This window comes from Pseudomonas sp. NPDC089741 (assembly GCF_044748825.1).
Classification (GTDB): domain Bacteria; phylum Pseudomonadota; class Gammaproteobacteria; order Pseudomonadales; family Pseudomonadaceae; genus Aquipseudomonas; species Aquipseudomonas helmanticensis.
Genome location: NZ_JBIVGT010000025.1, coordinates 1 through 24,705 on the forward strand (window position 1 = coordinate 1; position 24,705 = coordinate 24,705).

Genomic DNA, 24,705 nt, shown 5'->3' on the forward strand with positions numbered 1-24,705 from the left:
GCTCCACAGACCCTCCCCCCAGGCCCCGCCACCCTGCCCAGCGCTCGCTCGGGCACCGGTAAAACCACCCTGTCGGCCGACGAAAGCCGTTACCTGATCGGTGACGACGAACACGGCTGGGGCGAAGGCGTGGTGTTCAACATCGAAGGCGGTTGCTATGCCAAGTGCATCGACCTCTCCGAGAAGAACGAGCCGGTTATCTGGAAAGCCATCAAGCACGGCGCTGTGCTGGAAAACGTCGTCATCGACGACGCCAAGCACGCCGATTATGCCGATGTCAGCCTGACCCAGAACAGCCGCGCGGCCTACCCGCTGGAGCACGTTGCCAAGCGTTCCGAGCAGAACCTCGGCGGCGAGCCAAACGCTGTTATCTTCCTGACTTGCGACCTGACCGGTGTACTGCCGCCAGTGTCGATCCTCAACGAAGAACAAGCGGCCTACCACTTCCTGTCCGGCTACACCGCTCTGGTGGGCTCGACTGAAATGGGTTCCGGCAGCGGCATCAAGTCGACCTTCTCCACCTGCTTCGGCGCGCCGTTCTTCCCGCGTCCGGCTGGCGAATACGCAGAGCTGCTGATCAAGCGCATCCGCGGTTTCGGCTCGAAGGTTTACCTGGTCAACACCGGCTGGACCGGCGGCGGCTACGGCGTCGGCAAACGCTTCAACATCCCGACCACCCGTGCGGTGATCGCAGCGATCCAGAGCGGCGCGCTGATCGGTGCTGCCACCGAGCATCTCGACACCATCAACCTCGACGTGCCACTGGCCGTACCGGGCGTTGAAACCAACCTGCTCAACCCACGCAACACCTGGGCTGACAAGGCTGCGTACGACGAGGCTGCCAAGGCATTGGCCGGTCTGTTCATCGAGAACTTCAAGAAGTTCGAAGTGAGCGATGCGATCAAGGCTGCAGGGCCGAAGTTGTAAGATTGGTTTGTTGTGAATGAAAAAGCCGCCCTTCGGGGGCGGCTTTTTTGTGGGCGTTTTTCCTGTTATGCGTCTTGTTTTGGCGTTTTCTTCAGTAACGAAGACAGTGAGTGACCTTTCAACGCAAATGCGCATACGCCGAAATATCCAGCACACTGGTTGCCAGACCGGTCGCCGGCGTGTAAATCGCACCTTTCACCGTCGAGAACGGCACGCCTTTGCTGCCCAGCGAAACGTAGCGCTCACCCTTGTCCAGTTCGGTGAAGTAGGTGTAGGAAAGGTTGTGCATCAGTTTGTATTTCGCTTCGTCACGAACGACGTTGGCGGTGAGCGTCTTCAGGTCGGCGTCGCTGAGGTTAAGTGTTCTCGTCAGAGACACGCCCCAACGCTTGAGACATGTTTCAGCGAGATGGCGGACGATGCGGCCAGGGTCGACAAGCGCCTTCATGTCGCTGCTGTTGGTCGGTACGCCGCCGCCGGCGGTAGCATTACCGGCCAGGGTGGCGTGGCGGCCGGCCATTGGATAGACCGAGGTTTTGGTGCCTGTGGCGGTTTGCGGGATGACGCAGCTGAAGCCTTTCGAGCGCTCGTCGCGGGCGTAGAAACCGACGTATTCCTTGACGTTGCTGGCCAGCTTGACCCGCTCATCCTGAAAGTTGCTGATACCAGGGACGGGATCAATAGCAAAAATGTTTACCGGGATATTTTTCAGTGCGCTGTCCTTGAACATTGCATTGGCCAACATATGGCAACTAATACCACCGCGGCTCCAGCCGACCAGATTAACCTTTGTCGGAATGATGCCGTCTTTACGGAAAGTCTTGATGATTTGTTCCTGTAACTTCTGCTGGGTAACGCTACGGTCGCCGTAGTTATATTTACGCCAGAACCAGGAACCTTCGATCTTTACATCTTCAATTGGAATACCGGCAGCCTTCAGGCGGTTGTATTCCGCCTCGGTCAGTTGCTGACGCTGCCAGTCGCACTTGCCTTTGATGATGTTCATGGCGTGCATTACGTTTTCCTCCCAGCCTGTGCCAAACAGGGTGCCGGTCAGGCCGTATTCCTTGGTTTTGGTAAACAGGTCGTCGGCTTGCAAGTTGCCGCTGCCAGGGCCGTCGACCACGATAAACTCGGCGTACTCACGGCCGACATGATTCGAGGCCAGGGTCGAAACGATTTCACCGTTCCAGAAATTCTCATGGGTAGTGTCAAACTTGTTGGAGCCGGTGCCACAAAAAAATATGGTTAAAACTGTCATGGTGTTGCCCTTGGTTTATATAAGAGCAAACAACTTAGTGTTATTGGGTTGAATAAATAAAGCGATGTGTTGTTTCCGGTTTTGTAGTTGTGCGGATTGTTTTGCTCAAGAAGGCGTTTGCTTGGCAACTTCAAGCAGGTCGCAGCCATCTTTGATCAATAAATAAAGTGCGTTGACGATGTTGGGAATGTCTTTTACGTCAGATTGTTTGAAACACAAACAATAGAGCGTTTCCAGCAAATCACTGGCAGCGCGCAGACGCTGGTCTGCAGCATCGAGCAGGTCGCCGTGGCTGGCGTGAGTGTCGATGACCAATACAGGGTTTTCGCTGTAGCAGGTCTTGAGCGGGCGATAGCGGATGATCATGGTGGGGCGGGTCCTTTACAAAGGCGCTCGTTCGCGCCGGTGGGGTATTTCAGCCGCGCCGGCCACTATAGAAGAGCGTTAAGCGGGCGGACAAGACCGCCGAAATGGACAGAATTCGTAGGGGTTTTTCCGTGGTGCGGGCATTTGCCCTACGCGTATTCATGGGGTTTTTCAGGCAAAACCCCTACGCGTAAAATTTCCTACGGGTTTGTCAGGCGTTTCGCGGTAAACCTCTGTATGGTGCGCGCCAGAATCTGTGGGACGTTTCCAAACGTCCGATACACACTTAAAGGGAATTAGGTATGCAATGGCTACGAATGGCCTCGATTGTGTTGCTATGGGCCAGTGGTTGCCGCATGACGGTCGCCGCGGAAGCCGGCAATGCGCTGGTGCTCAATCATCTCGACCGCACCGGTTGGCCAGAAACACTCGCCAGCCAGACCAATGTCGACACCGCCTCTCGCGCCGAAGTGTTGATGTTCGGCAAAGCCTTGCTGGCCAGCGAAGCGCTGGACGAGTCCGGGCTTGAGCAACGTTTGGGCGTTTCGCACGTACAGCTCAAATCGGTCAGGCATGTGCGTGACAATCTGTGGGATCGCTTGCTCGTTACCTATCGCCACGCCAGTCAGGACTGTGACGGGCAGCCATTTTGTCCGCGGGTGCGCAGTGTTGCCGATCTGCGTCAGTTATCGGCAGCATTTACCGGCGATATCAGCCCGGAACACGCGTTGTGGGCGAGCAAAAGCCTGGATCTGCATGGGCGGGTGCTCGACGAGCAACTGCGGGTGGCCGTGTTGCAACCGTGAGTCTCGTGTCGGCTCGATCGGCCTCTTGGCGAGCAGGCTCGCGGCCACCAAGGTTGGTGGATCCTCTGTATCATTGCGAATCGATTTGGCCCTGACCTTTTCTCGACTCGCTGCGATCGCCCGCTAGGCTGTTGGCATGACAGCGGTCAACGGAGTGACAGCGAATGCACAACACCCTGGAACAGGTTTTTGGTTTTCCACAGTTTCGACCCGGACAAGAGGCTGCGATCGGCGCAGTGCTGGCCGGGCGTTCGGCAGCGGCGATTTTTCCGACAGGTTCCGGCAAATCGATTTGCTATCAGGTGCCGGCGCTGTTGCTGCCACACCTGACACTGGTGGTCTCGCCATTGCTGGCGTTGATGCAGGATCAACTGGCATTCCTGCAACGCCACGGAATTTCGGCGGGCAGCATCGATTCGGCACAGAGCCGCGAAGACGCCAATGACGTCATGGCGCGTGCCCGTTCGGGTGAGCTGAAGATCCTGATGATTTCCGTCGAGCGTTTGAAGAACGAACGCTTCCGCAACTTTTTGCAGCAGGTACCGATCTCGTTGCTGGTGGTGGACGAGGCGCACTGTATCTCGGAGTGGGGCCATAACTTCCGCCCCGATTACTTGAAGCTGCCGGACTACCAGCGTCAGTTCAACATCCCGCAAACCTTGTTGCTGACGGCCACGGCGACACCGAAAGTCATCGCTGACATGCAGGCCAAATTCGCCATCGCCGCCGACGATGTGGTGACCACCGGTTTCTACCGGCCCAACCTCAATCTGCTGGTCGAGCCGGTGCGTGGTGCGGACAAGCGTCGGCGCCTGGTGGAGTGGATGGCCGAGCGTGCGAACCAGCCAAGCATTGTCTACGTGACCTTGCAGAAAACCGCCGAACATATCGCCGAACACCTCGAGCGCAACGGCATTCAGGCCGAGGCTTATCACGCCGGTTTGCCTCACGAAAAGCGCGAGGGTATCCAGAAGCGCTTTATGGCCGGGCAATCCAATTGCATCGTCGCCACCATCGCTTTCGGCATGGGCATCGACAAGAGCGACATCCGCAATGTGGTGCATTTCGACCTGCCCAAGTCCATCGAAAACTACAGTCAGGAAATCGGTCGCGCGGGGCGTGACGGGCAGCCATCGGACTGCCTGGTGCTGGCCAACCGTGACAGCCTCAACGTGCTGGAAAACTTCGTCTACGGCGACACACCGGAGCGCGACGGCATTCGCCATGTGCTCGAAGAATTGAAAGCGTCGGTGCCGGAAGGGCAGTGGGAGTTTTTGCTCGGACCGCTGGCGGATCAAAGCAACATTCGCTCGTTGCCGCTGAAGACCTTGCTGGTGCAGTTGGAACTGCGTGGCCTGATCGCGCCGCGCTATGCGTATTACGCCGAATACCGCTTCAAATATTTGCTGGAGCCTGACGCCTTGCTTGAGCGCTTCGAAGGCGAGCGCAAGGATTTTGTCGCTGCGATCATTCAGACCTCAAGCCGCGCACGTACGTGGGCCACGGTGAGTTTCGAGGCGATGTACACGCAGTACGCGGCGGAACGCTATCGTGTGGTAAAGGCGCTGGATTACTTCCAGGAGAAGGGCTGGGTCGAGCTTGAAAGCAAGCAGATGACCGAGGTCTACAGCCTGCTGCACAGTGATTTCGACAGCGACGTCCTGAGCGCTGAGTTGCACGATTATTTCACCCGGCATGAGCAGGCCGAAGTTGCACGGATTCACGCGATGCTCGAGGTGTTCGCCACCGAACGTTGTCTGGGTTATCGCCTGGCCGAATACTTCGGCGACCACAACGCTCCCGAGCGCTGCGGGCATTGTTCCGTGTGTCATGGGCATATCGCGCGATTACCGGCACCGCCCGAGTTGCCAGCGCTTGTGGATAACAATTTCGCGGCGCTGTGCAGTGATTTTATCCACAGGCATGAACAACACACCGGCAGCGTGCCGACAGCAGAGCGGTTGACGCGATTTCTATGCGGGATCAGCGTGCCGTTGTTCACCAAGCTCAAGGCGCGGACAATTTCCGGCTATGCAGCGCTGGAAGAATACCCCTACGCCGAAGTCCGCGAGTGGTCCCGACAACACCTGCAATCCGTGTAGGAGCTGCCGCAGGCTGCGATCTTTTGATCGTTGATTTTTCAAGATCAAAAAATCGCAGCATCGCGAGTTGTATCCATCCGCTGAATGTCGATCATCACGGTAATAAACTTCAAAAACCCTGGCCGGCTGACTATGGTTGGTGTCTGTCTTCGGATCGCCAATAAGAGAACAACATGAGCCAGACATTCGATATTCAGCAGGCCGCCGTGATCGGCGCGGGCACCATGGGCCGGGGCATCGTCATGTGCCTGGCCAACGCCGGTGTGAGCGTGCAATGGGTGGATAACAATCCACAGATGCTTGAGCAGGCACTTGCTACGGTTGCCGACACATATGCACACAACGTGCGGCAGGGCCGGATTGATCAGGCCGAGGCCGATGCACGTCTCGCCCGGGTGAGTGCGGCGGCGGATTATGCGGCGATTCGTGATGTCGATCTGGTGATCGAAGCGGTGTACGAAAATCTTGAACTCAAGCAGAAAATCTTCCGCGAGCTGGATGGTTTGCTCAAGCCTGAGGCGCTGTTGGCGAGTAACACGTCAGCGCTGGATATCGATGCGATTGCTGCGGCTACCCGGCGTCCAGCGCAGGTGCTGGGCCTGCATTTCTTCAGCCCGGCGCACATCATGAAGCTGCTGGAAATCGTCCGCGGTGCGCAGACTTCGCCGGCGGCGCTGGAGGCGGCACTGACGCTCGGCCAGCGCATGGGCAAGGTCAGTGTGGTGTCGGGCAACTGTCACGGCTTTATCGGTAATCGCATGTTGCATCCGTACGTGCTGGAGGCGCGCAAGATGCTGCTCGAAGGCGCCTATCCACAGCAGGTCGATGCGGCGTTGCAGGGTTTTGGTTTCGCCATGGGGCCGTTTCGCATGTACGACGTGGTCGGCATCGATCTCGAATGGCGGGCTCGTGAGCTGGCTGGCATCGGGCAGGACGCGCCGGAGGTTCAAGTGGATAACCGATTGTGCGAGCTGGGCCGATTTGGCCAGAAGTCCGGCAACGGTTATTACCATTACGAGCCGGGCAGCCGTCAGGCTGAGCATGACCCAGAGGTCGATGCGCTGGTGTTGCGCGTCAGTGAGGAGTTGGGCTTCCAGCGTCGTGAGATCGGCCCGGAGGAAATTCTCGAGCGTTGCCTGCTGGCGTTGGTCAACGAGGGGGCAAAGATTCTCCAGGAAGGTATTGCCGAGTCGGCGCATGACATAGATCTGGTGTATCTGAACGGTTATGGCTTCCCGGCAGACAAAGGCGGGCCGATGGCCTGGGCGGATCAGCAGGGGCTGGCGGATATTCATCAGCGCTTGCTGGCGCTGGAGACGCGGCAGGGTGATCAATGGAAACCGGCGCGGTTGATTGGCGAGCTGGCGGCGCAGGGGAAGGGGTTTGCCGAGCACTGAGTGATTTGGTGCCTGTGGTGACGCCTTCGCGAGCAAGCCCACTCTCACGCTTGAAATGCGTTCCGAATGTGGGAGCGGGCTTGCTCGCGAAGGTCGCGCCTCGGTTTTAAATTAGACTCGCAAAAAATACCTTCAGGGATTGCTGATCAATGTCCAACCCGATGCCACAACGCACTGACTACCCACACTTCCAGCCGATCACCACGCGCTGGCACGACAACGACGCTTACGGTCACGTCAACAACGTCACCTATTACAGCTTCTTCGATACGGCGGTGAACACCTACCTGATCCAGGTCGGTGGACTGGATATTCATGACGGTGAGGTGGTGGGGTTTGTGGTCAGTTCGGCGTGCGATTACTTTGCGTCGATCGCCTTCCCGGATCTGATCGAGATCGGCTTGCGGGTCGGCAAACTGGGCAACAGTTCGGTGCAATATGAGCTGGCGGTGTTCAAGGTCGGCGAAAGCGAAGCCTGTGCCGCCGGGCGATTCGTGCATGTGTTCGTTGACCGGGCGAGCAATCAGCCGGTGCCGATTCCAGGTCAATTACGGCAGGCTCTGGAGCGTCTGGTGGTGGCTTAAAGCAAAAAAGATCGCAGCCTGCGGCAGCTCCTACATTGATTTGTGTAGGAGCTGCCACAGGCTGCGATCTTTTGATCGACCTGCCGCGATTCAGCAATCAGCGGTGGCGATAGTAGTTGTGATGCTTGCGATGGCCATAGGCGTGGCCACGACCACGGTGGTCGTCGCGGTAGTAGCGACGGTTATCACGACCGCGATCGTAATGGCGATCATCGTCATTGCTCTTGTTGCCCATGTAGTTGCCCAGCGCACCACCGGCGCCGCCACCTGCTGCGGCGCCGATCAGGCTGCCGGTGGTGCCGCCCATGCTGCGGCCAACCACGTTACCGCCGGCTGCGCCCAATGCACCGCCAATGGCCGCTTCGCCACGGCTGTGTTTGTTGGCGCCGACTGCGCTACCACCCGCGCCGCCCAAGGCTGCGCCAATGGTTGAACCTGTGCTGCCGCCTAAAGACTGACCGACGACCGAGCCAAGAACCCCGCCCAATGCGCCGCCCACACCTGCTTCGGTGGTGCCGCCTGCAGACGCAAAACCACTGACCAGGCCAAGGGACAACAAGAGAATCTGGGAGAACTTCATAGAGGAGCCTCAAAGGGATGACGGCGCCGATCCTGAGGCTGTGTAACAAGTGTGACAATCGAAATCCGACGAATAACACGACTTGTATACAATTTCGCAAGTTGCTGTTTTGTATGCGGAACTTAACCGATTTTCGCCGGTCTTTAGCTACTTCGGACAGGCCGCTTTTGTGAAAAAGCGGCCTTTTTTGTGGGCGTTCGAAAGGTGTTTGATCTGATAAATCAATTGCCTGGACATACCCTTTCGCGAGCAAGCCCGCTCCCACATTTGAAATGCATTCCAATGTGGGAGCGGGCTTGCTCGCGAAGAGGCCAGAAGGGGCCTCCTATCAGGCAGATTTGGCCATGATCAAACCAGTCTCGCTCGCCGCTTCCAACCGAATCGCAATGAACTTCGATGTCGGCGTATGGCTGCCATCCCCGGTGCTCTCCAGCGGCACTAGCGGGTTCACTTCCGGGTAGTAAGCTGCGGCTTGCCCCGCCGGAATATCAAACGCCAGCAAGGTGAAGCCTTTCACCCGACGCTCACGGCCATCGTCCCACAGCGAGACGATGTCAGCCTTCTGCCCCGGACGGAAACCCAGGCGAATGATGTCGGCCTCGTTGGCGAACAACACATCACGCTGACCTTTGACGCCACGATAACGATCGTCCAGACCATAAATCGTCGTGTTGTACTGATCGTGAGAGCGCATCGATTGCAGGATCAGGTCCGGCAGTTGCCCGGTGGCGCGGGTGCGTTCGTGTACCAGATCCTTGGGCAGCAGGTTCGCGCGAAAATTGGCGCGGCCTGACGGCGTGTTCCACTTGCGTGCGCCGGCGCTGTTACCCAGATAGAACCCACCCGGGTTCTTGACCTTTTCGGCGAAGTCCTTGAAGCCCGGAATGGTGTCGGCGATCAGCTCGCGAATGCGCCCGTAATCAGCCACCAGCCAGTTCCAGTCCACCGGTTTGCTGCCCAGTGTCGCGGCCGCGATGCCGGCGATGATCGACGGCTCCGAACGCATCTGGTTCGACAGCGGCTGCAACTGGCCGTTGGAGGCGTGCACCATGCTGAATGAGTCTTCGACAGTGACGGCTTGCGCGCCTTCAGTCTGGATATCGATGTCGGTACGACCGAGGCACGGCAGGATCAGCGCGTCTTTACCGTGCGCCAGGTGGCTGCGGTTGAGCTTGGTGCTGATCTGCACCGTCAGGTCGCAATTGCTCAGTGCTTCAAACGTGCGCGGGCTGTCCGGTGTGGCCTGGGCAAAGTTGCCACCCAGACCAATGAAGACCTTGGCGCGGCCCTCGGCCATCGCATGGATCGCCTCGACCACGTTGTGGCCATTGTGGCGCGGCACCTTGAACTGGAAGCGACGCTCCAGCGAATCGAGGAACGCTACCGGCGGACGCTCGTTGATGCCCATCGTCCGGTCGCCTTGCACGTTACTGTGACCGCGCACCGGGCACAGGCCCGCGCCCGGTCTGCCGATGTTGCCGCGCAGCAACATCAGGTTGGCGATTTCCTGGATGGTCGGCACCGAATGGCGATGCTGGGTAATGCCCATTGCCCAGCACATGATCACGTTCTTGCCTTTGGCGTACATCCGCGCGGCTTGCTCGATCTCGATCAGGGTCAGGCCGGACTGCGCGACAATCTGCTCCCACGGTGTGTCGTCGACGACGCCGAGGTACTCCAGCACATTGGCGCTGTGTTCATTGAGGAAGTCGTGATCAAACACCGCCGGCGCGCCAGCCTTCTGCGCATCGCGTTCCCATTGCAGGAGGAACTTGGCCATGCCGCGCAGCACCGCCATGTCGCCGCCAAGTGCCGGACGGAAGTACGCGGTGTTGGTCGGCTTGTCGCCGTTGGTGAGCATTTCGATCGGGTGCTGCGGGTGCTGGAAGCGCTCCAGGCCGCGTTCTTTCAGCGGATTGACGCACACCACTTGGGCGCCGCGCTTTACCGCTTCACGCAGCGGCTCAAGCATCCGCGGGTGGTTGGTGCCGGGGTTCTGGCCCCAGACGAAAATTGCATCGGCGTGTTCGAAGTCGTCAAAGGTCACAGTGCCTTTACCGACACCAACGCTTTGCGCCAGTGCAACACCGCTGGCCTCGTGGCACATGTTCGAGCAGTCAGGGAAGTTGTTGGTACCAAAGGCGCGGACGAACAGTTGATACAGGTACGCCGCTTCGTTGCTGGCGCGACCCGAGGTGTAGAACTCGGCCAGGTCCGGGCTCGGCAGGCTTTGCAGGTGCCGGGCGATCAACGCGTAGGCATCCTCCCAACTGATCGGTTTGTAGCGATCGGTTTCGGCGTCGTAGACCATCGGCTCGGTCAGGCGACCCTGATATTCCAGCCAGTAGTCGCTCTGCTCCAGCAGCGAGGTCACGCTGTGCTTGGCGAAGAATTTGGCATCGACGCGGCGCTTGGTCGCTTCCCAGTTCACCGCTTTCGCGCCGTTCTCGCAGAACTTGACCATGCCGCTTTCCGGCGAATCGCCCCATGCGCAACCCGGGCAGTCGAAGCCGCCGTTCTGGTTGGTCTTGAGCATCATGCGCAGGTTTTTCAGGGCGTTGTCGCTGGTCAACCAGGCCTGGGCCACACTGATCAGGGCACCCCAGCCGCCGGCGGCGCCTTTGTAAGGCTTGTAGCGCGGGACAGGTTTCTGGTCGGCTTGATGATGTTGGCTCACGCTTGATTCTCCATCGCGGGGCTATACACCCGCGGCGCACTTTTCTGCGGCAGGTGGATGAGATTGAGGTTGTGTCGACGGGCCCATTGCACGGCAAGGCCCGTGGGCGCAGACAGGCTGACCAGGGTCTGGATGCCGGCGCGCAGGACTTTCTGGATCAATTCGAGACTGCAACGGCTGGTGACAATCGCCAGTCCGCCTTCTGTGGATATCTTTTGCCGGATCAGCCCGCCGATCAGTTTGTCGAGGGCGTTGTGCCGGCCAATGTCTTCGCGCCCGAGCAGCAACTCGCCGCTGGCATCCATGAACACTGCTGCATGCACCGCGCCGCAATGCTGTCCCAAAGGCTGAAACGCGCCGATGCGCTGGCGCAAACCGTCCAGCCATGCGATCGGTGGCAACGGCGCGCCGGGCAATACCTTGAGGTCGGGCAACGCCTGCTCGACCGCTTCAACACCGCACAGTCCGCAACCGCTGGTGCCCGCCAGTTGCCGGCGCTGCTGCTTGAGGTTCCAGAAGGCGCGATTGGCGATGGTCACTTGTGCATATTGCGCAGAACCGGCGCCAGTCAATTGCAGGTCATAAATGTCGGTGGCGTCGATGATGATGCCGCTGCCGAGGCTGAAGCCGACGATGAAGTCTTCAAGGTCGGTCGGCGTCACCAGCATCACTGCCTGACTGATGCCGTTGTAGGCAATCGCCAACGCGACTTCCTCGGCCAGCGCGGTGCTGGCCGATTCTTCGCGGGGTAGATCGCTGTAACTGTAAGTCTGGCTGGCGGCTGGCGCGGGCGTTTCGAGTGCAGGCGCCGCGCAGGCTGGGCGCTTGGCGTTCATGGCATCACCGACGGATTGATCAACGTTAAGACTAGGCGCGGCAAGATGTCGCGTCTAATCGCTACTGTCGATCTATCGATAGATGCCGTCGATCAAGAGGCCGCTGGCGATTCCTGGTACAGCGCGAAACAGGCCTCGGCCAACGCTGAACGCGGTGCGCCGCGACGCATGATCAACCCAAGCGGGGCGAGGGTCCGGGCGTTTTCGAGCGGTTGCAGGCGCAGGTGATCGGTGAGTTTTTCGAGGCCGCCGTCGAGCGGCATGATCGCGCAGCAAAAACCGCCGTGCACGGCTTGTAACAATTGATGGACGGCATCGGTTTGCAGCAACGGCTGCGGGCTCAGGCCACGGCTGTGGAAGTTATGGTCGATGGACTGCCGAAAATGCATGCCGCTGGTGAGCATGCCCAACGGCAGTTCGATCAGCGATTCCCAGCTCAACGGCGCTTCGCCGAAGGTAAAGGTGCGCTGGTCGTAGAGCAGGCCCATGCGCGTTTCACTGAAGGCCAGCGATTCGAAGCGCTCATTGTCCAGGCGATCCAGATAGGACACGCCAAGGTCGATGCGGTTGTTCGCCAGGTGCTCAAGAATTTGCTCGGAGCTTAGTGCCGACATTTCGAAACGCAGGTTCGGGTGCGCGGTATGCAGGCGTTGCATCAGTGGCAACGGATCGAAGCTCGACAGCGGCACCACGCCCAGCCGCAGCGTGCCGATGAGGTTACCGCGACAGGCCGCGGCTTCCGCGTGCAAGCCGTCATAAGCCGCCATCACCGACCGTGCCCACGCCAGCACGCGTTCGCCCGGCGCGGTAAAACCTTCGAAGCGCTGGCCACGGTTGACCAGTGGCAGATCGAGCTCTTCTTCGAGTTTGCGCAGGCGCATCGACAGGGTTGGCTGAGTGATGTGGCAACGCGCGGCGGCCTGGCCGAAGTGGCGGGTTTCGTCGAGGGCGATGAGGAATTTCAGCTGCTTGATGTCCATCTTCGCTCCGAAGGGTTGTTGGCGGGTGGGCGATTCTACCGCTTGGGCGGGGACAGGGTCATTGGTCGGCTTGGAACCGGGTTTGTCCGCGGTGGTCTAGGCTTGGACGTCTGGAACCCAAATCAAGGAGTGTGCACCATGAGTCTTTTGAGCTTTGTGAAAGAAGCCGGTGAAAAACTGATCGACCTGCTGACCCCGGGCAACGCCAATGCCAGTGAGCAGTTGAAGGATCACATCAGCAAGGTCGGGCTGGGCAACCCGAATGTGCAGGCGACCGTCGACGGTGACAAGGTCACTGTGACCGGTGAAGTGGCGAGTCAGGAAGAGAAAGAGAAGATTCTGCTGGCGGTGGGCAACATTGCCGGTGTTGGCAGTGTGGATGATCAGATCACCGTAAGCGGGCCGGTTGTCACTGCCGCGCAATTTGTCGTGGTCAAGTCGGGCGACACCCTCAGCGCGATTTCTCTGCGCGTGTATGGCGATGCCAACAAGTATCAGAAAATCTTCGACGCCAACAAACCACTGCTCAAGGATGTGAACAAAATCTATCCAGGCCAGACACTGCGTATCCCTGAATAAACCGCCCTATAGGAGCTGCCGCAGGCTGCGATCTTTTGATCTTGCGTTTTGAGGATCAAAAGATCGCAGCCTGCGGCAGCTCCTACAGTGGATCAGAGGTTGGCGATCAGGCTGCGGTAATCTTCGACGGCGGCAAACTCGGCGGTGTCCCTCGGTCCCTTGCGACTGTCCGGCTCCTTTACCGCCAACAAATGCGCTACGCCAAAATCTCGCGCACTGCGCAGAATCGGCAAGGTGTCGTCGATGAACAGGCTACGCGCCGGTTCAAAGCCGATATCCGCCTGCAAGGCATCCCAGAACTGCGGGTTCTCTTTCGGGTAGCCGTAATCGTGGGAGCTGATCAGCCGCTCGAAATACGGTGCCAGTTCAATTCGCTCAAGCTTCAGTGACAGCGAATCGCGATGTGCATTGGTGATCATGATCACCCGCTTGCCAGCGCGCTTGAGCGCCTCCAGAAAGGTATCAGCATCCGGACGCAAGGCAATCAGGTGCGCGGTTTCCTGTTTCAACTCGCGTACCGACAGCTTCAACTCGGCGCTCCAGAAATCCAGGCAGTACCACTGCAACTGGCCGGCATGGCGTTCGAACAGCGGCTGCAATTCCATCTCGGCCATGGCCCGGCTCACCCCGTGCAGCTCGGCGTAGCGCTGGGGCAGGTGTTCCAGCCAGAAATGATTGTCGAAGTGCAGATCCAGCAGCGTGCCGTCCATGTCGAGCAGAACGGTATCGATGTCGGACCACGGTAATGAAGGCATGGCAACGTCTCGAGCGGTAGAAAGATATCCGACGTAAACAATCGGGAAAGCCGCGTTATAGTAGCGCGTTCACGCCAAGGAGCTTTGCATGCGCCAGAAACCCACCGTACTTGCCCGCGAAATCGTCGCCACCAGTCGCCTGTTTTGCGTCGAAGAACTCAAGCTGCGTTTTTCCAATGGCGTGGAGCGCACCTACGAGCGTCTGGTTGGCAAGGGCGCGGGTTATGGCGCGGTGATGATCGTGGCGATGCTCGACGCTGAACACGCGGTGTTGATTGAGGAGTATTGCGGCGGCACCGACGAATACGAATTGTCCCTGCCCAAAGGCTTGATCGAGCCAGGTGAAGACGTGCTGGCGGCAGCCGAGCGTGAACTCAAGGAAGAGGCCGGGTTTGGCGCGCGGCAATTGGAACATCTGACCGAGCTGTCGCTGTCGCCCGGTTACATGAGCCAGAAAATTCAGGTGGTGTTGGCCACGGATTTGTATGAAGAGCGACTGGAGGGCGACGAGCCTGAGCCGATGCGGGTCGACAAGATCAACCTGCGTGACCTGTCGACGCTGGCGCAGAACCCGCAATTCTCCGAGGGCCGCGCACTGGCGGCGCTGTATCTGACCCGTGACCTGCTGAGCCAGCGTGGGTTCTTCCCGTCATGAGTGAGATGCCGATGAGTTTTCCCCATCCGTTGATGGCGCCAGTGGTTGAACTGGCATTGCAGGCTGGCGAGGCGATCCTGCCGTTCTGGCGCGCTGGCGTTGAAGTCACGGCCAAGGCCGATGACTCGCCGGTGACCGCAGCGGATCTGGCCGCGCACCACGTTATCGTTGCGGGGCTGACGGCGCTGGATCCGAGCATTCCGGTGTTGTCCGAAGAAGACGCCAACATTGCGCAGAGCGTACGTGCCGGTTGGCAGCGCTGGTGGCTGGTCGATCCGCTGGATGGCACCAAGGAGTTCATCAGCGGCAGTGAAGAATTTACCGTCAACATTGCGTTGATCGAGAATGGACGCGTGGTGTTTGGCGTGGTGTCGATGCCGACCAATGGTCGTTACTACGTCGGCGGGGCCGGACTTGGCGCCTGGCGGTGTGACCAGGGCGGCACGCCGGTTGCGATTCAGGTGCGTGATGTCCCGGGGCCGGGTGAGGCGTTCACCGTGGTCGCCAGCCGTCGGCATTCCAGCCCTGAACAAGAGCGCCTGCTGGCCGGGTTGAGTGCCAGCCTGGGCGAGTTGCAGTTGGCGAACATTGGCAGCTCGCTGAAGTTTTGCCTGTTGGCGGAAGGCGCGGCGGATTGTTATCCGCGCCTGGCGCCGACGTCGCAGTGGGACACGGCGGCGGCGCAGGGCGTGCTGGAAGGGGCGGGCGGTGAGGTGCTGGATTTGCGCGGTGAGGCGTTCTGCTATCCGGCGCGGGAATCGTTGCTGAACGAGTTCTTTTTGGCGCTGCCGGCGAAGGCGGCCTGGCGGCAAAGGTTGTTGGAGTTGGCCCGGGGTTAAGTGGGCTGATCGGCAATCGCCCTCACCCCAGCCCTCTCCCCCAGGAGAGGGAGCCGAGGGATATTGGAAAGCAGCGCTGACTTGGTCGAGGTTTGCTGAATCCATAATCGCTGCGATCTTTCAGGTCGATGTACAACGCAAGACACCTCGGTCAGTCCCCTCTCCCTCGGGGAGTGGGCTAGGGTGAGGGGTTGTTGATCTTCAGCGGTGCAAAACGTACTGCCCGGTAAATGTCACGGCGTCTTCTTCGCTGCCCTGATTGACGATCCGCGTATCGAGCGTCAACCGCGCCCGCCCATAACGCTGATACATCGCCAGAAACTTCTTCCACGCCTTCGCTTCAGGCGCCGGACAAATCGCCACGGCATCGCCGGTCACCGGCAGTGGATAACTGATCTGCCCTTCCTGAATCACAATGTGCCCGTCGGTGATGCCTTCTTCTTTCAGACGCAAATGCAACCAGCCCCAACCGGCCAGCACCGCGCCGCAGTAAAGGCTGCCGCCGAACATGGTGCTCTTGTGATTGACGTTGCGATCCAGCGGCAAATACAGGCTCAGCTGTTGTTCCCGCCAGTCGAGCACCTTGAGGCCCATGTCTCGAGTCAGGGGGATGTCGTGATGCAGGACCGATTCTAGATAGGCGCGGTTGTTGCTCATTCGTTTTCGTCCCCATGACTGCTGTCGCCGAAATTCAGGCCGTGCTTGCGCAGTTTGTCGTGCAGGGTCTTGCGCGGTACACCCAGAGCTTCGGCGAGGCTGCGCACCGAGCTGTGGGAGCGCGCCAGTTCAGCGGCGATCAATGACTTCTCGAAGTTTTCCACTTGCTCGCTGAGCCCGCCGTTAATGACTTCGACAGTGGTCACGCCGCTGCCTTCGACGCCATTGTTGTCCAGCGCCAACTCCAGACCGAGAGCGAAACGTTCGGCAGCATTTTGCAATTCGCGTACGTTGCCGGGCCAGGTGTGCCGCAGCAGCAAGGCACGCTGTGCCGGTTGCAGTTCATGCGGCGGCAAACCGTGGCGGGCACTGGCTTCATCGGCGTAATGCTGGAACAGCACCAGCGCATCTTCGCCACGTTCACGCAGCGGCGGAATGCGCAGCGGCGCGACATTGAGACGGTAATACAAGTCGGCGCGGAAGCGTCCCTGATCGGCGGCTTGGCGCAGGTCTTCCTTGGTCGCGGCGATGACGCGGATGTCCAGCGGGATCAGCTGATTGCCGCCCAAGCGTTCGACCACGCGTTCTTGCAGCATGCGCAGCAACTTCACCTGCACATCCATGCTCATGCTCTCGATTTCATCGAGAAACAATGTGCCGCCGTTGGCGAATTCGAATTTGCCGATTCGGCGTTTCTGCGCGCCGGTGAACGCGCCGGGCTCATGGCCGAACAGTTCGCTTTCCACCACCGACTCGGCCAGTGCGCCGGCGTTGATCGCCACGAACGGGCCGTTACGCCGGCTCGACAGATCATGCAGAGCGCGGGCGACGACCTCTTTGCCGGCCCCGGTTTCGCCGAGGATCAATACGTCAGCCTTGGTCGCCGCCAGTGCTCCGATCTGCTCGCGCAGGCGCAGCATCGGCGCTGAATGGCCGACCAGTCGCGCGCTCAGTTCGTTGCGATCACTCAAGGCCAGGCGCAGGCTGCGGTTATCCAATACCAATCGGCGCAAGGCCAAAGCGCGGCGCACGCTGTCGAGCAGAGCATCGCTGGCGAACGGTTTTTCGAGAAAGTCATAGGCACCGGCACGCATCGCCTGCACTGCCAGCGGCACGTCGCCATGGCCGGTGATCAGCAGCACCGGCAGCTCGGGATCCTGGGCATGCAATTCACTCAGCAACTCCAGGCCATCCATGCCCGGCATGCGGATGTCGCTGACCACTACGCCCGGCCAATCGCGCTCAAGTTGTGCGGCCAGACCCTTGGCTTCGGACAGCGGCAATATTTTCAGGCCGGCCAGATCCAGCGTCTGGCCGAGGGCCTGACGCAGGTGCGGATCGTCGTCGATCAACACCACCTGAATGCGATTGTCGATGGTCATGCACTTCGATCCTCGGACGGTTGCAGGCTGACCCCGGGCGCACCGGCGCGCAGCCGCAGGGTAATCAAGGCGCCGCCTTGCTTGTGGTTGGCGAACGACAGTTCACCGCCGAAGGCGCGCATCAGCGTTTCACAGATCGCCAGCCCCAGACCGAGGCCCTGGGTGCGGGTCTTGGTGGTGTAGAAGGGCTCGCTGGCGCGGCCGAGGGCTTCCATGCAAAACCCCGGGCCGTTGTCGCGAATGTACAGATTGACGCCCTCGGTGGTGGATTCGGCACTCAGCCAGAGTTTGCGCGGCGGGCCTTTCTCGGTCAGCGCATCGAGAGCGTTGGCCAGCAGATTGCCGAGCACCTGGCGCAGGCGGGTTTCGCCGGCCTCGACCCATAGAGTGGCGGCCGGCAGGTCGCGAATCAGCTCGACTTCCATGCTGCGCCGACGTTTGGCCAGCAGCGCCAGGGCATCGTCCAGTGCCGGTTGCAGGGCGACGCTTTCCGGGGCATGGCGATCGCGACGGGCGAAGGCGCGCAGGTGGGCTATGATCGAGGCCATGCGTCCGGTCAGTTCGCTGATCAGCTTGAGATTGCCGCGCGCATCGTCGGTGCGCTGATGATCGAGCAATACTTCGGCGTTCTCGGCGTAACTGCGGATTGCCGCCAGCGGCTGATTGAGTTCGTGGCTGATGCTCGCCGACATCGTCCCCAGCGCCGACAGTTTACCGGCCTGGACCAGGTCGTCCTGCGCGCGGACAAGCTCTTGCTGCGCCTGCTCGCGTTCGAGCACTTCCTGCTTCAAGCGGCGGTTGAGGCCTTCAAGATCGCTGGTGCGTTCGGCGACCCGGCCTTCCAGTTCACGGCGCGCCTTGGCTTCAAACGCGATGCGCTCCAGATAGTGGCGGCGGCGCTGCATCATCAGGCCGAGCAACAGCATCACCACCAGCAACGCCGCGCCGCCGATGGCGACCACCGTGCGTACCGGGCGGTCAATCAGGGTGCGCGGGGCGAGAATGCTGACGCTCCAGCCGGTTTCGGCGATGTCGTGGGTCTGGATCAGCCACGCAGTTGGGCTGAGGTTCAGTGGCCGTGGCTCACGGGTCGGGTAAGGCTGGATCGCGGTGATGGCCGAGCGTTCGCTATCGCTCAACACTCGCGTCGAGCGAAAGCGCCATTCCGGGCGCGAGGTGAGAATGACCACGCCGTTGTGGTCGGTCACCAGCAGTTGTTCCGGGGTTTTGCCCCACAGGCTTTCGGTATGGTCGAGGTCGACCTTGATCACCAGCACGCCGATGATCTTTTCGCCATTGCGCACGGCGGCGGCGAAGAAGTAACCGCGTTTGGCCGACGTGGTGCCAAGCCCGAAAAAGCGCCCGAGGCGACCGGCCATGGCTTCGCTGAAATACGGGCGGAAGGAAAAGTTACGGCCGACGAAACTGTCGTGCTTGTCCCAGTTCGACGCGGCCAGCGTTTGCCCGCTGGTGTCCATCAGGTACATGACTTCGGCGCCGGTCTGCGCGGCGATGTTCTTCAGCAGGCGATTGGCGTTGCCTTGGGTCACGCCATCGTCAGGCGCGCCGAGCACCGCACGCAGGGCCGGCAGGTCGCCAAGAATTTGCGGCAGCACTTCGTAGCGGTGCAGGGTGCCCAGCAGGTTGGCGACGTAGAGGTCGAGGGTCTGGCGATTCTGCCCGGCCAGTTCGCTGCGGTAATAGCGCTCGGCCAGATGTTCCAGCGGCCATAGCAGCGGCGCCAGACACAGGGCCAGCAGGGCGAGACTGCGCCAGCGGGGCCTGCGGGGAAGGGTTGGTTTCATAAGCCGGATGCGCCTGTAGGGACAGGCGCATTATGCCTAGGCTCAGGCGAAGACGTCAGCGTCCTTGAACAGCGCTGCAACCTGATCCTTGGCGGACAGCTTCGGCGCCTCGTCCAGCTGCCAGTCGATGCCCAGATCCGGATCGTCCCAGCGAATGCTGCGCTCCGCCGACGGCGTGTAGTAATCAGTGGTCTTGTAGAGGAATTCGGCGAATTCGCTCAGCACCACGAAACCGTGGGCGAAGCCTTCCGGTACCCACAGTTGACGGTGGTTTTCCGCCGACAGGCGCACCGCCACCCATTTGCCGAAATGCGGCGAGCTACGACGAATGTCCACGGCAACATCAAGCACTTCGCCGACAGTCACGCGGACCAGTTTGCCCTGAGTGTTTTCCAGTTGGTAATGCAGGCCACGCAGCACGCCTTTTTGCGAGCGCGAATGGTTGTCCTGCACGAATTGCGTATCCAGGCCGGTCGCGTCCTGAAACGCCTTGGCATTGAAACTCTCGTAGAAGAAACCGCGCTCGTCACCGAAAACCTTTGGTTCGATGATCAGAACACCGGGCAGATCGGTGGTGATTACATTCATGAGGATTTCCAAAGATAAGTGTGAATAGCCGACATTCTTGCGCAAAGTGCCGGAGGGCGCGAGTGTTCGAATGTAAATAGCGGCTACCCGTGTCACGACGGTTAGGGGTTGCGCATCCTTGGAAGCAATGGCGATATAGGCGCCTAATAAAATTTCAGGGGTCGTTTCATGCCGCTCGCCACGTTGATTCATCGCGCCAGTTTGCCCAGCCCGCAGGTCTCCCAAGAGCAGGCGCTGCAATGGCTGGCAGAACATTACGGGCTCAGCGGCACCTTGCAAGCGCTTGGCAGCCAGCAGGACCTCAATTACCGCGTCGACAGTGCCCGCGGACGCTTTGTGCTGAAAATCTGCCGCGGCGATTACGCCCTGGTTGAGTTGCAAGCCCAACACGCCGGGCTTAAATATCTGGCTGAGAATGCCCATGTGCCCGTGCCTCGGGTGATTGCGGCCAACAATGGTCAGGACCTGTTGTCGCTGCAAGCGGGCGGCGAAGCGGTGCATGTGCGCCTGCTCGATTACATCGAAGGCCAGCCGCTGACCGATCTCGATCATCTGGGCGAGGAAGTGGTGGCCGGGTTTGGCCGGCTCTGCGGCGAGATGGATCTGGCACTGGCAGGTTTCGACCATCCGGGCCTTGAGCGCACCTTGCAGTGGGATGCTCGGCATGCCAGCGCGTTGATCCGCCATTTATTGCCGGTGATCAAGGACGAGCGGCAACGCCTGTTGATCGCTGATACCGCCGAACAGGCCGAGCGTCGTTTGCAGCCATTGCTGGACAAATTGCCGGTGCAGGCGATCCATATGGACATTACCGATGACAACGCCGTTTGGGCGCGTGACGCCCAGCGCCACTGGCAACTGCAAGGCGTGATCGATTTCGGCGATCTGGTGCGCACCTGGCGCATCACCGATCTGTCGGTCACCTGCGCGGCGTTGCTGCATCACGCCGCTGGCGATCCCTTTGTCATCCTGCCGGCGGTGCGGGCTTATCACGCGGTCAATCCGTTGCAGCACGAAGAGTTGCAGGCATTGTGGCCATTGATCGTGGCGCGTGCGGCGGTGTTGGTGCTCAGTGGCGAGCAGCAGGTCAGCATCGACCCGAACAATACGTACAGCCGCGACAACCTCAGCCACGAGTGGGAAATATTCCGCGTCGCTGCGTCGGTGCCTTTGGCGCTGATGGAGGCAGCGATTCTTACCGCTGTCGGTCAGAGCTTGCCGGCAATCAATGGCGCAGGTTTTGCGCCGTTGTTACCGAGTCTGGTCGGACGTGAGTTTGCGCTGATCGACCTCGGCGTATTGAGTCCACATTTCGAGGCCGGCAACTGGGAGCAGGAGGGCATTGATCAGCGTCTGCTGACGGAAGCCGCAGCGGCGCATGGTTTGGCGGCGAGTCGCTATGGTCAGTATCGTTTGTCGCGTACCCGGCCCGATTGCGCCGATGAGCCGGAGACTTTTCCACTGCACGTTGAGTTGCGCGTGCCCAACGGCACTGCCGTGGAAGCGCCGTTTGCCGGTGTACTGCATCTGGCGGCGGACGGCGCGGTACAACTGGATGGGCCGCAGCTGAGCGTTTGTCTGCGCGGCGTGTCACCTTCGCTGCACGCTGGCGCAGCGCTGGTCAAAGGTCAGGTGCTGGGCGCGGTCAGCGGACCGTTGATCGTGCAATTGAGCCGAGGCGCGCAACTGCATGCGCCGCTGTTTTGCACACCGACCCAAGCGCCGGCGTGGCAGGCTTTGTGTCCGTCGCCGGCAGTGTTACTGGGGCTGGCCTGTGATGCCGCACCGGAGTTGGATGCACAGACCCTGCTGGAACGTCGCGACGCCAGTTTCGCCCGCACGCAAAAACACTATTACGTCGATCCGCCGCGCATCGAACGGGGCTGGCGCAATCACCTGATCGACATGCAGGGGCGTTCGTACCTCGACATGCTCAACAACGTCGCGGTGCTCGGTCACGGTCATCCGCGCATGGCTGCCGTCGCCGCACGCCAATGGTCACTGCTCAACACCAACTCGCGGTTCAACTATGCGGCAGTCGCGGAGTTCTCCGAGCGCTTGCTGAAACTGGCGCCGGAGGGCATGGATCGGGTGTTCCTGGTCAACAGTGGCAGCGAGGCCAACGATCTGGCGATCCGCTTGGCCTGGGCCTACAGCGGCGGCCGCGACATGCTCAGCGTGCTTGAGGCCTATCACGGCTGGACCGTCGGCGCTGACGCGGTCTCGACCTCGATTGCCGATAACCCGAAGGCGCTGGAAAGCCGCCCGGACTGGGTGCATCCGGTGACCGCGCCGAATATTTATCGCGGTCAATTCCGTGGCCAGGATTCAGCACCGGACTACGTGCGCAGTGTTGAACATCAACTGCAGAAAATCGCTGAGCAGAAACGCCAACTCGCAGGTTTCATCTGTGAACCGGTGTACGGCAATGCCGGTGGCATTTCCCTGCCGCCGAATTATCTGAAGCAGGTCTACGCGCTGGTGCGTGCACAGGGCGGCGTGTGCATCGCCGATGAAGTGCAGGTGGGCTACGGGCGCATGGGCAAGTTCTTTTGGGGTTTTGAGGATCAAGGCGTGGTGCCGGACATCATCACCATGGCCAAAGGCATGGGCAACGGCCAGCCGCTCGGCGCGGTGATCACGCGCCGGGAAATCGCCGAAGCGCTGGAGGCCGAGGGCTATTTCTTCTCCTCGGCGGGCGGTAGTCCGGTGAGCTGCCAGATCGGCATGGCGGTGCTCGACGTCATGGCGGAAGAAAAGCTCTGGGAGAACGCGCAAGTGGTCGGTGGCCACTTCAAGGCGCGGCTCGAAGCGTTGATCGATAAACATCCGCTGGTGGGCGCCGTGCATGGTTCCGGCTTCTACCTGGGACTGGAATTGATCCGCAACCGCGAGACACTCGAACCGGCGACCGAGGAAACCGCGCTGCTGTGTGATCGCCTGCGTGAACTGGGAATCTTCATGCAGCCGACCGGCGATGACCTGAACATTCTGAAGATCAAGCCACCGATGGTGACGTCGCGACGCAGCGTCGATTTTTTTGTCGATATGCTCGATCGGGTGCTTGAAGAGGGTCTCTAGTCATCCGCATATCCCCTGTAGGAGCGAGCCTGCTCGCGAAAGCGTCGGTTCAGTCAGCGCTGCTGTTGAAGGAGAAACCGCTTTCGAGCAGGCTCGCTCCCACACTTGAATTCGTGCGAGTAGTTCGATTTGTATCGGGTTTAATTAGGAAATTTTAGACGGAATACATTTTTTGCGATTCTAAATACGATATTTATCGGTTATAAAGTCGCCATCGCTTTTTAAGCCTTCGACAGTTCCCAGGAGTCCTGATCCCCATGACCACTTTGAAAAGTACCCCGCGCGCCGATGGCTTCCACATGCCGGCGGAGTGGGCGCCGCAGACTCAGACCTGGATGATCTGGCCCGAGCGCCCGGACAACTGGCGTCTGGGTGGCAAACCGGCACAAGCCGCCCACGCCGCAGTGGCGAAGGCCATCGCCCGTTTCGAACCGGTCACCGTGGCAGTGTCCGCCGGCCAGTACGAAAACGCCCGCGCGCGTCTCGACGTGCCGAATATCCGCGTGGTCGAGATGTCCAGCGATGACGCCTGGGTGCGCGACAGCGGCCCGACGTTCGTCATCAACAACAGTGGCGAAGTGCGCGGTGTGAACTGGGACTTCAACGCCTGGGGCGGTTTTGACGGCGGCCTGTATTCGCCGTGGAACCGGGATTCGCAGGTCGGCGGCAAGATCCTCGAGATCGAGCGCAGCTCGCGTTACCGCACTGAAGGTTTTGTGCTGGAGGGCGGTTCGATTCACGTCGACGGCGAAGGCACGCTGATCACCACCGAAGAATGCCTGCTCAACCGCAATCGCAACCCGCATCTGGGCCGCGAAGAAATCGAAGCGGTGCTCAGCGCCAATCTGTCTGTGGATAAAATCATCTGGCTGCCGGACGGTTTGTTCAACGACGAAACCGATGGCCATGTGGATAACTTCTGCTGCTACGTGCGCCCGGGCGAAGTGCTGCTGGCGTGGACCGACGATCCGCAGGATCCGAACTACCCGCGCTGCCAGGCGGCAATGCACGTGCTGCAAAGCAGCACCGACGCCAAGGGGCGCCCGTTCACGGTGCACAAGATGCCGATTCCGGGGCCGCTGTACGCGACCGAAGAAGAGTGCGCCGGGGTCGATCCGGTGGACGGCACGCAAGAGCGCAATCCGTCCGTGCGCCTGGCCGGTTCCTACGTGAACTTCCTGATCGTCAACGGCGGCATCATCGCGCCAAGTTTCGATGATCCAATGGACGCGCCGGCAAAAGAGATTCTGCAGAACCTGTTCCCGCAGCACGAAGTGGTAATGGTGCCGGGCCGCGAACTGTTACTCGGTGGCGGCAATATCCACTGCCTTACCCAGCAGCAACCCGCGCCGCACAAAGAGTGAGGCTAGACGTAACAGCTTGAGTTGATTCATAAATCGGTCAGGCAATGTTTAGCTCGCTAAGCATCAACACAGGCCCGCAGCCCGTCAGGACTGCGGGCTTCTTTGTATCCACTTGTCGACAACTGAGAAACATTGGCATAGCTCTTGTATCCATCACCCGTGCACTAGGGAGGGAGGAGAACTTCAACAGTTCTGTCATAAACCTTGGATAAGTTAGCCGCTCACGTACGGGGAGAGAGCGCTGAAATGAACGCCGAAGTGAACGTAGTCAGCGAGCGGACGTTGCACCCCATGGCCGTAAACGGCGAATCGCTGCAGATTGTCGCGCACTGGTTGAAGTCCAATGGAACGCGTCAGATCAGGGAACCTGATCCGCGCCGGATGATGATCGAGCGATACCCCGCTGATCTGTTCAGCGAGGCCGAACTGGAAGCGTTGTGGGCTGTGATGGAAGGATAAGAACAACAACAGGGATTGGTAAAAG

At 60.0% G+C, this 24,705-nt stretch carries 22 protein-coding genes; 11 read left to right on the forward strand and 11 right to left on the reverse strand.

What is annotated here, in order from left to right:
- Positions 1-927, forward strand: a 927-nt coding sequence (locus ACIPZE_RS20630) for a phosphoenolpyruvate carboxykinase (ATP) (RefSeq protein WP_400774961.1), incomplete at its 5' end; no start/stop codon positions are given.
- Positions 928-1,045: 118 nt separating this feature from the next.
- Here ACIPZE_RS20630 and ACIPZE_RS20635 read toward each other — a convergent pair.
- Together ACIPZE_RS20635 and ACIPZE_RS20640 are read right to left on the reverse strand one after the other, a co-directional pair.
- Positions 1,046-2,188, reverse strand: coding sequence for a hypothetical protein (locus ACIPZE_RS20635; protein WP_283438059.1), 1,143 nt, complete (start codon positions 2,186-2,188; stop codon positions 1,046-1,048).
- A 105-nt stretch (positions 2,189-2,293) separates the two neighbouring features.
- Entirely contained in the window at positions 2,294-2,554 is a 261-nt protein-coding gene (locus tag ACIPZE_RS20640; protein ID WP_129387621.1) for a hypothetical protein, read from the reverse strand.
- A 302-nt stretch (positions 2,555-2,856) separates the two neighbouring features.
- Here ACIPZE_RS20640 and ACIPZE_RS20645 point away from each other — a divergent pair, with 302 nt between their 5' ends.
- The 4 genes from ACIPZE_RS20645 to ACIPZE_RS20660 all read left to right on the forward strand — a co-directional run bounded on the left by ACIPZE_RS20645 (position 2,857) and on the right by ACIPZE_RS20660 (position 7,443).
- Positions 2,857-3,360 (forward strand): polysaccharide deacetylase, encoded by a 504-nt coding sequence (locus ACIPZE_RS20645; protein ID WP_283438058.1) that lies wholly within the window; start codon positions 2,857-2,859, stop codon positions 3,358-3,360.
- A gap of 164 nt (positions 3,361-3,524) precedes the next feature.
- Entirely contained in the window at positions 3,525-5,462 is a 1,938-nt protein-coding gene (locus tag ACIPZE_RS20650) for an ATP-dependent DNA helicase RecQ (protein ID WP_400774965.1), read from the forward strand.
- 173 nt (positions 5,463-5,635) lie between these two features.
- Complete coding sequence (locus tag ACIPZE_RS20655) at positions 5,636-6,859, forward strand: 3-hydroxyacyl-CoA dehydrogenase NAD-binding domain-containing protein (protein WP_400774968.1); 1,224 nt, start codon at positions 5,636-5,638, stop codon at positions 6,857-6,859.
- 149 nt (positions 6,860-7,008) lie between these two features.
- Positions 7,009-7,443 (forward strand): thioesterase family protein, encoded by a 435-nt coding sequence (locus ACIPZE_RS20660; RefSeq protein WP_129387633.1) that lies wholly within the window; start codon positions 7,009-7,011, stop codon positions 7,441-7,443.
- Between the two features lie 97 nt (positions 7,444-7,540).
- On the opposite strand, the gene ACIPZE_RS20665 is transcribed toward ACIPZE_RS20660, so the two are convergent.
- The 4 genes from ACIPZE_RS20665 to ACIPZE_RS20680 form a co-directional block, all read right to left on the reverse strand.
- Positions 7,541-8,023 carry a glycine zipper domain-containing protein gene (locus ACIPZE_RS20665; RefSeq protein WP_129387636.1) on the reverse strand — a complete coding sequence of 161 codons (483 nt, stop codon included), beginning with the start codon at positions 8,021-8,023 and terminating at the stop codon, positions 7,541-7,543.
- A gap of 328 nt (positions 8,024-8,351) precedes the next feature.
- Positions 8,352-10,700 (reverse strand): FdhF/YdeP family oxidoreductase, encoded by a 2,349-nt coding sequence (locus tag ACIPZE_RS20670; protein WP_129387639.1) that lies wholly within the window; start codon positions 10,698-10,700, stop codon positions 8,352-8,354.
- Positions 10,697-11,536, reverse strand: a complete 840-nt coding sequence (gene fdhD / locus ACIPZE_RS20675) for a formate dehydrogenase accessory sulfurtransferase FdhD (protein ID WP_129387642.1) — start codon at positions 11,534-11,536, stop codon at positions 10,697-10,699. The genes ACIPZE_RS20670 and fdhD overlap by 4 nt, the downstream gene beginning before the upstream one ends.
- 92 nt (positions 11,537-11,628) lie before the next feature.
- Positions 11,629-12,516: a LysR family transcriptional regulator gene (locus ACIPZE_RS20680; RefSeq protein ID WP_400774973.1), complete on the reverse strand. Its 888-nt coding sequence runs from the start codon at positions 12,514-12,516 to the stop codon at positions 11,629-11,631.
- Positions 12,517-12,654: 138 nt separating this feature from the next.
- Between ACIPZE_RS20680 and lysM the strand changes: the two genes are divergently transcribed.
- A complete protein-coding gene (gene lysM / locus ACIPZE_RS20685) occupies positions 12,655-13,095 on the forward strand; it encodes a peptidoglycan-binding protein LysM (RefSeq protein ID WP_400774976.1) in 441 nt (146 codons plus the stop codon).
- A gap of 92 nt (positions 13,096-13,187) precedes the next feature.
- Here the strand turns inward: lysM and yrfG are convergent, their stop codons facing one another.
- Positions 13,188-13,850 (reverse strand): GMP/IMP nucleotidase, encoded by a 663-nt coding sequence (yrfG, locus tag ACIPZE_RS20690; RefSeq protein ID WP_283438052.1) that lies wholly within the window; start codon positions 13,848-13,850, stop codon positions 13,188-13,190.
- A gap of 88 nt (positions 13,851-13,938) precedes the next feature.
- Between yrfG and nudE the strand changes: the two genes are divergently transcribed.
- Positions 13,939-14,505 carry an ADP compounds hydrolase NudE gene (gene nudE, locus ACIPZE_RS20695; protein ID WP_129387654.1) on the forward strand — a complete coding sequence of 189 codons (567 nt, stop codon included), beginning with the start codon at positions 13,939-13,941 and terminating at the stop codon, positions 14,503-14,505.
- Between the two features lie 11 nt (positions 14,506-14,516).
- Complete coding sequence (gene cysQ, locus ACIPZE_RS20700; RefSeq protein ID WP_283438051.1) at positions 14,517-15,344, forward strand: 3'(2'),5'-bisphosphate nucleotidase CysQ; 828 nt, start codon at positions 14,517-14,519, stop codon at positions 15,342-15,344.
- A gap of 201 nt (positions 15,345-15,545) precedes the next feature.
- Here cysQ and ACIPZE_RS20705 read toward each other — a convergent pair whose 3' ends face one another.
- From ACIPZE_RS20705 to rfbC, 4 genes are read right to left on the reverse strand one after another with little or no spacing between them, the layout of a single operon-like run.
- Complete coding sequence (locus ACIPZE_RS20705; RefSeq protein WP_283438050.1) at positions 15,546-16,001, reverse strand: YiiD C-terminal domain-containing protein; 456 nt, start codon at positions 15,999-16,001, stop codon at positions 15,546-15,548.
- The gene (locus tag ACIPZE_RS20710) at positions 15,998-17,383 is read right to left on the reverse strand and encodes a sigma-54-dependent transcriptional regulator (protein ID WP_400774982.1); all 1,386 of its coding nucleotides are present in this window, start codon (positions 17,381-17,383) and stop codon (positions 15,998-16,000) included. The genes ACIPZE_RS20705 and ACIPZE_RS20710 overlap by 4 nt, the downstream gene beginning before the upstream one ends.
- The gene (locus ACIPZE_RS20715; protein WP_129387663.1) at positions 17,380-19,188 is read right to left on the reverse strand and encodes an ATP-binding protein; all 1,809 of its coding nucleotides are present in this window, start codon (positions 19,186-19,188) and stop codon (positions 17,380-17,382) included. The genes ACIPZE_RS20710 and ACIPZE_RS20715 overlap by 4 nt, the downstream gene beginning before the upstream one ends.
- A 42-nt stretch (positions 19,189-19,230) precedes the next feature.
- The gene (gene rfbC / locus ACIPZE_RS20720; protein WP_283438048.1) at positions 19,231-19,776 is read right to left on the reverse strand and encodes a dTDP-4-dehydrorhamnose 3,5-epimerase; all 546 of its coding nucleotides are present in this window, start codon (positions 19,774-19,776) and stop codon (positions 19,231-19,233) included.
- Positions 19,777-19,944: 168 nt separating this feature from the next.
- On the opposite strand from rfbC, the gene ACIPZE_RS20725 reads away from it, so the two are divergent.
- From ACIPZE_RS20725 to ACIPZE_RS20735, 3 genes are all read left to right on the forward strand, one after another.
- Positions 19,945-22,857 (forward strand): aminotransferase, encoded by a 2,913-nt coding sequence (locus tag ACIPZE_RS20725; protein WP_400774986.1) that lies wholly within the window; start codon positions 19,945-19,947, stop codon positions 22,855-22,857.
- A gap of 257 nt (positions 22,858-23,114) precedes the next feature.
- Entirely contained in the window at positions 23,115-24,221 is a 1,107-nt protein-coding gene (gene aguA / locus ACIPZE_RS20730) for an agmatine deiminase (RefSeq protein WP_283438046.1), read from the forward strand.
- Between the two features lie 246 nt (positions 24,222-24,467).
- Positions 24,468-24,680 (forward strand): hypothetical protein, encoded by a 213-nt coding sequence (locus ACIPZE_RS20735; RefSeq protein WP_064388957.1) that lies wholly within the window; start codon positions 24,468-24,470, stop codon positions 24,678-24,680.
- Positions 24,681-24,705: the final 25 nt, after the last annotated feature.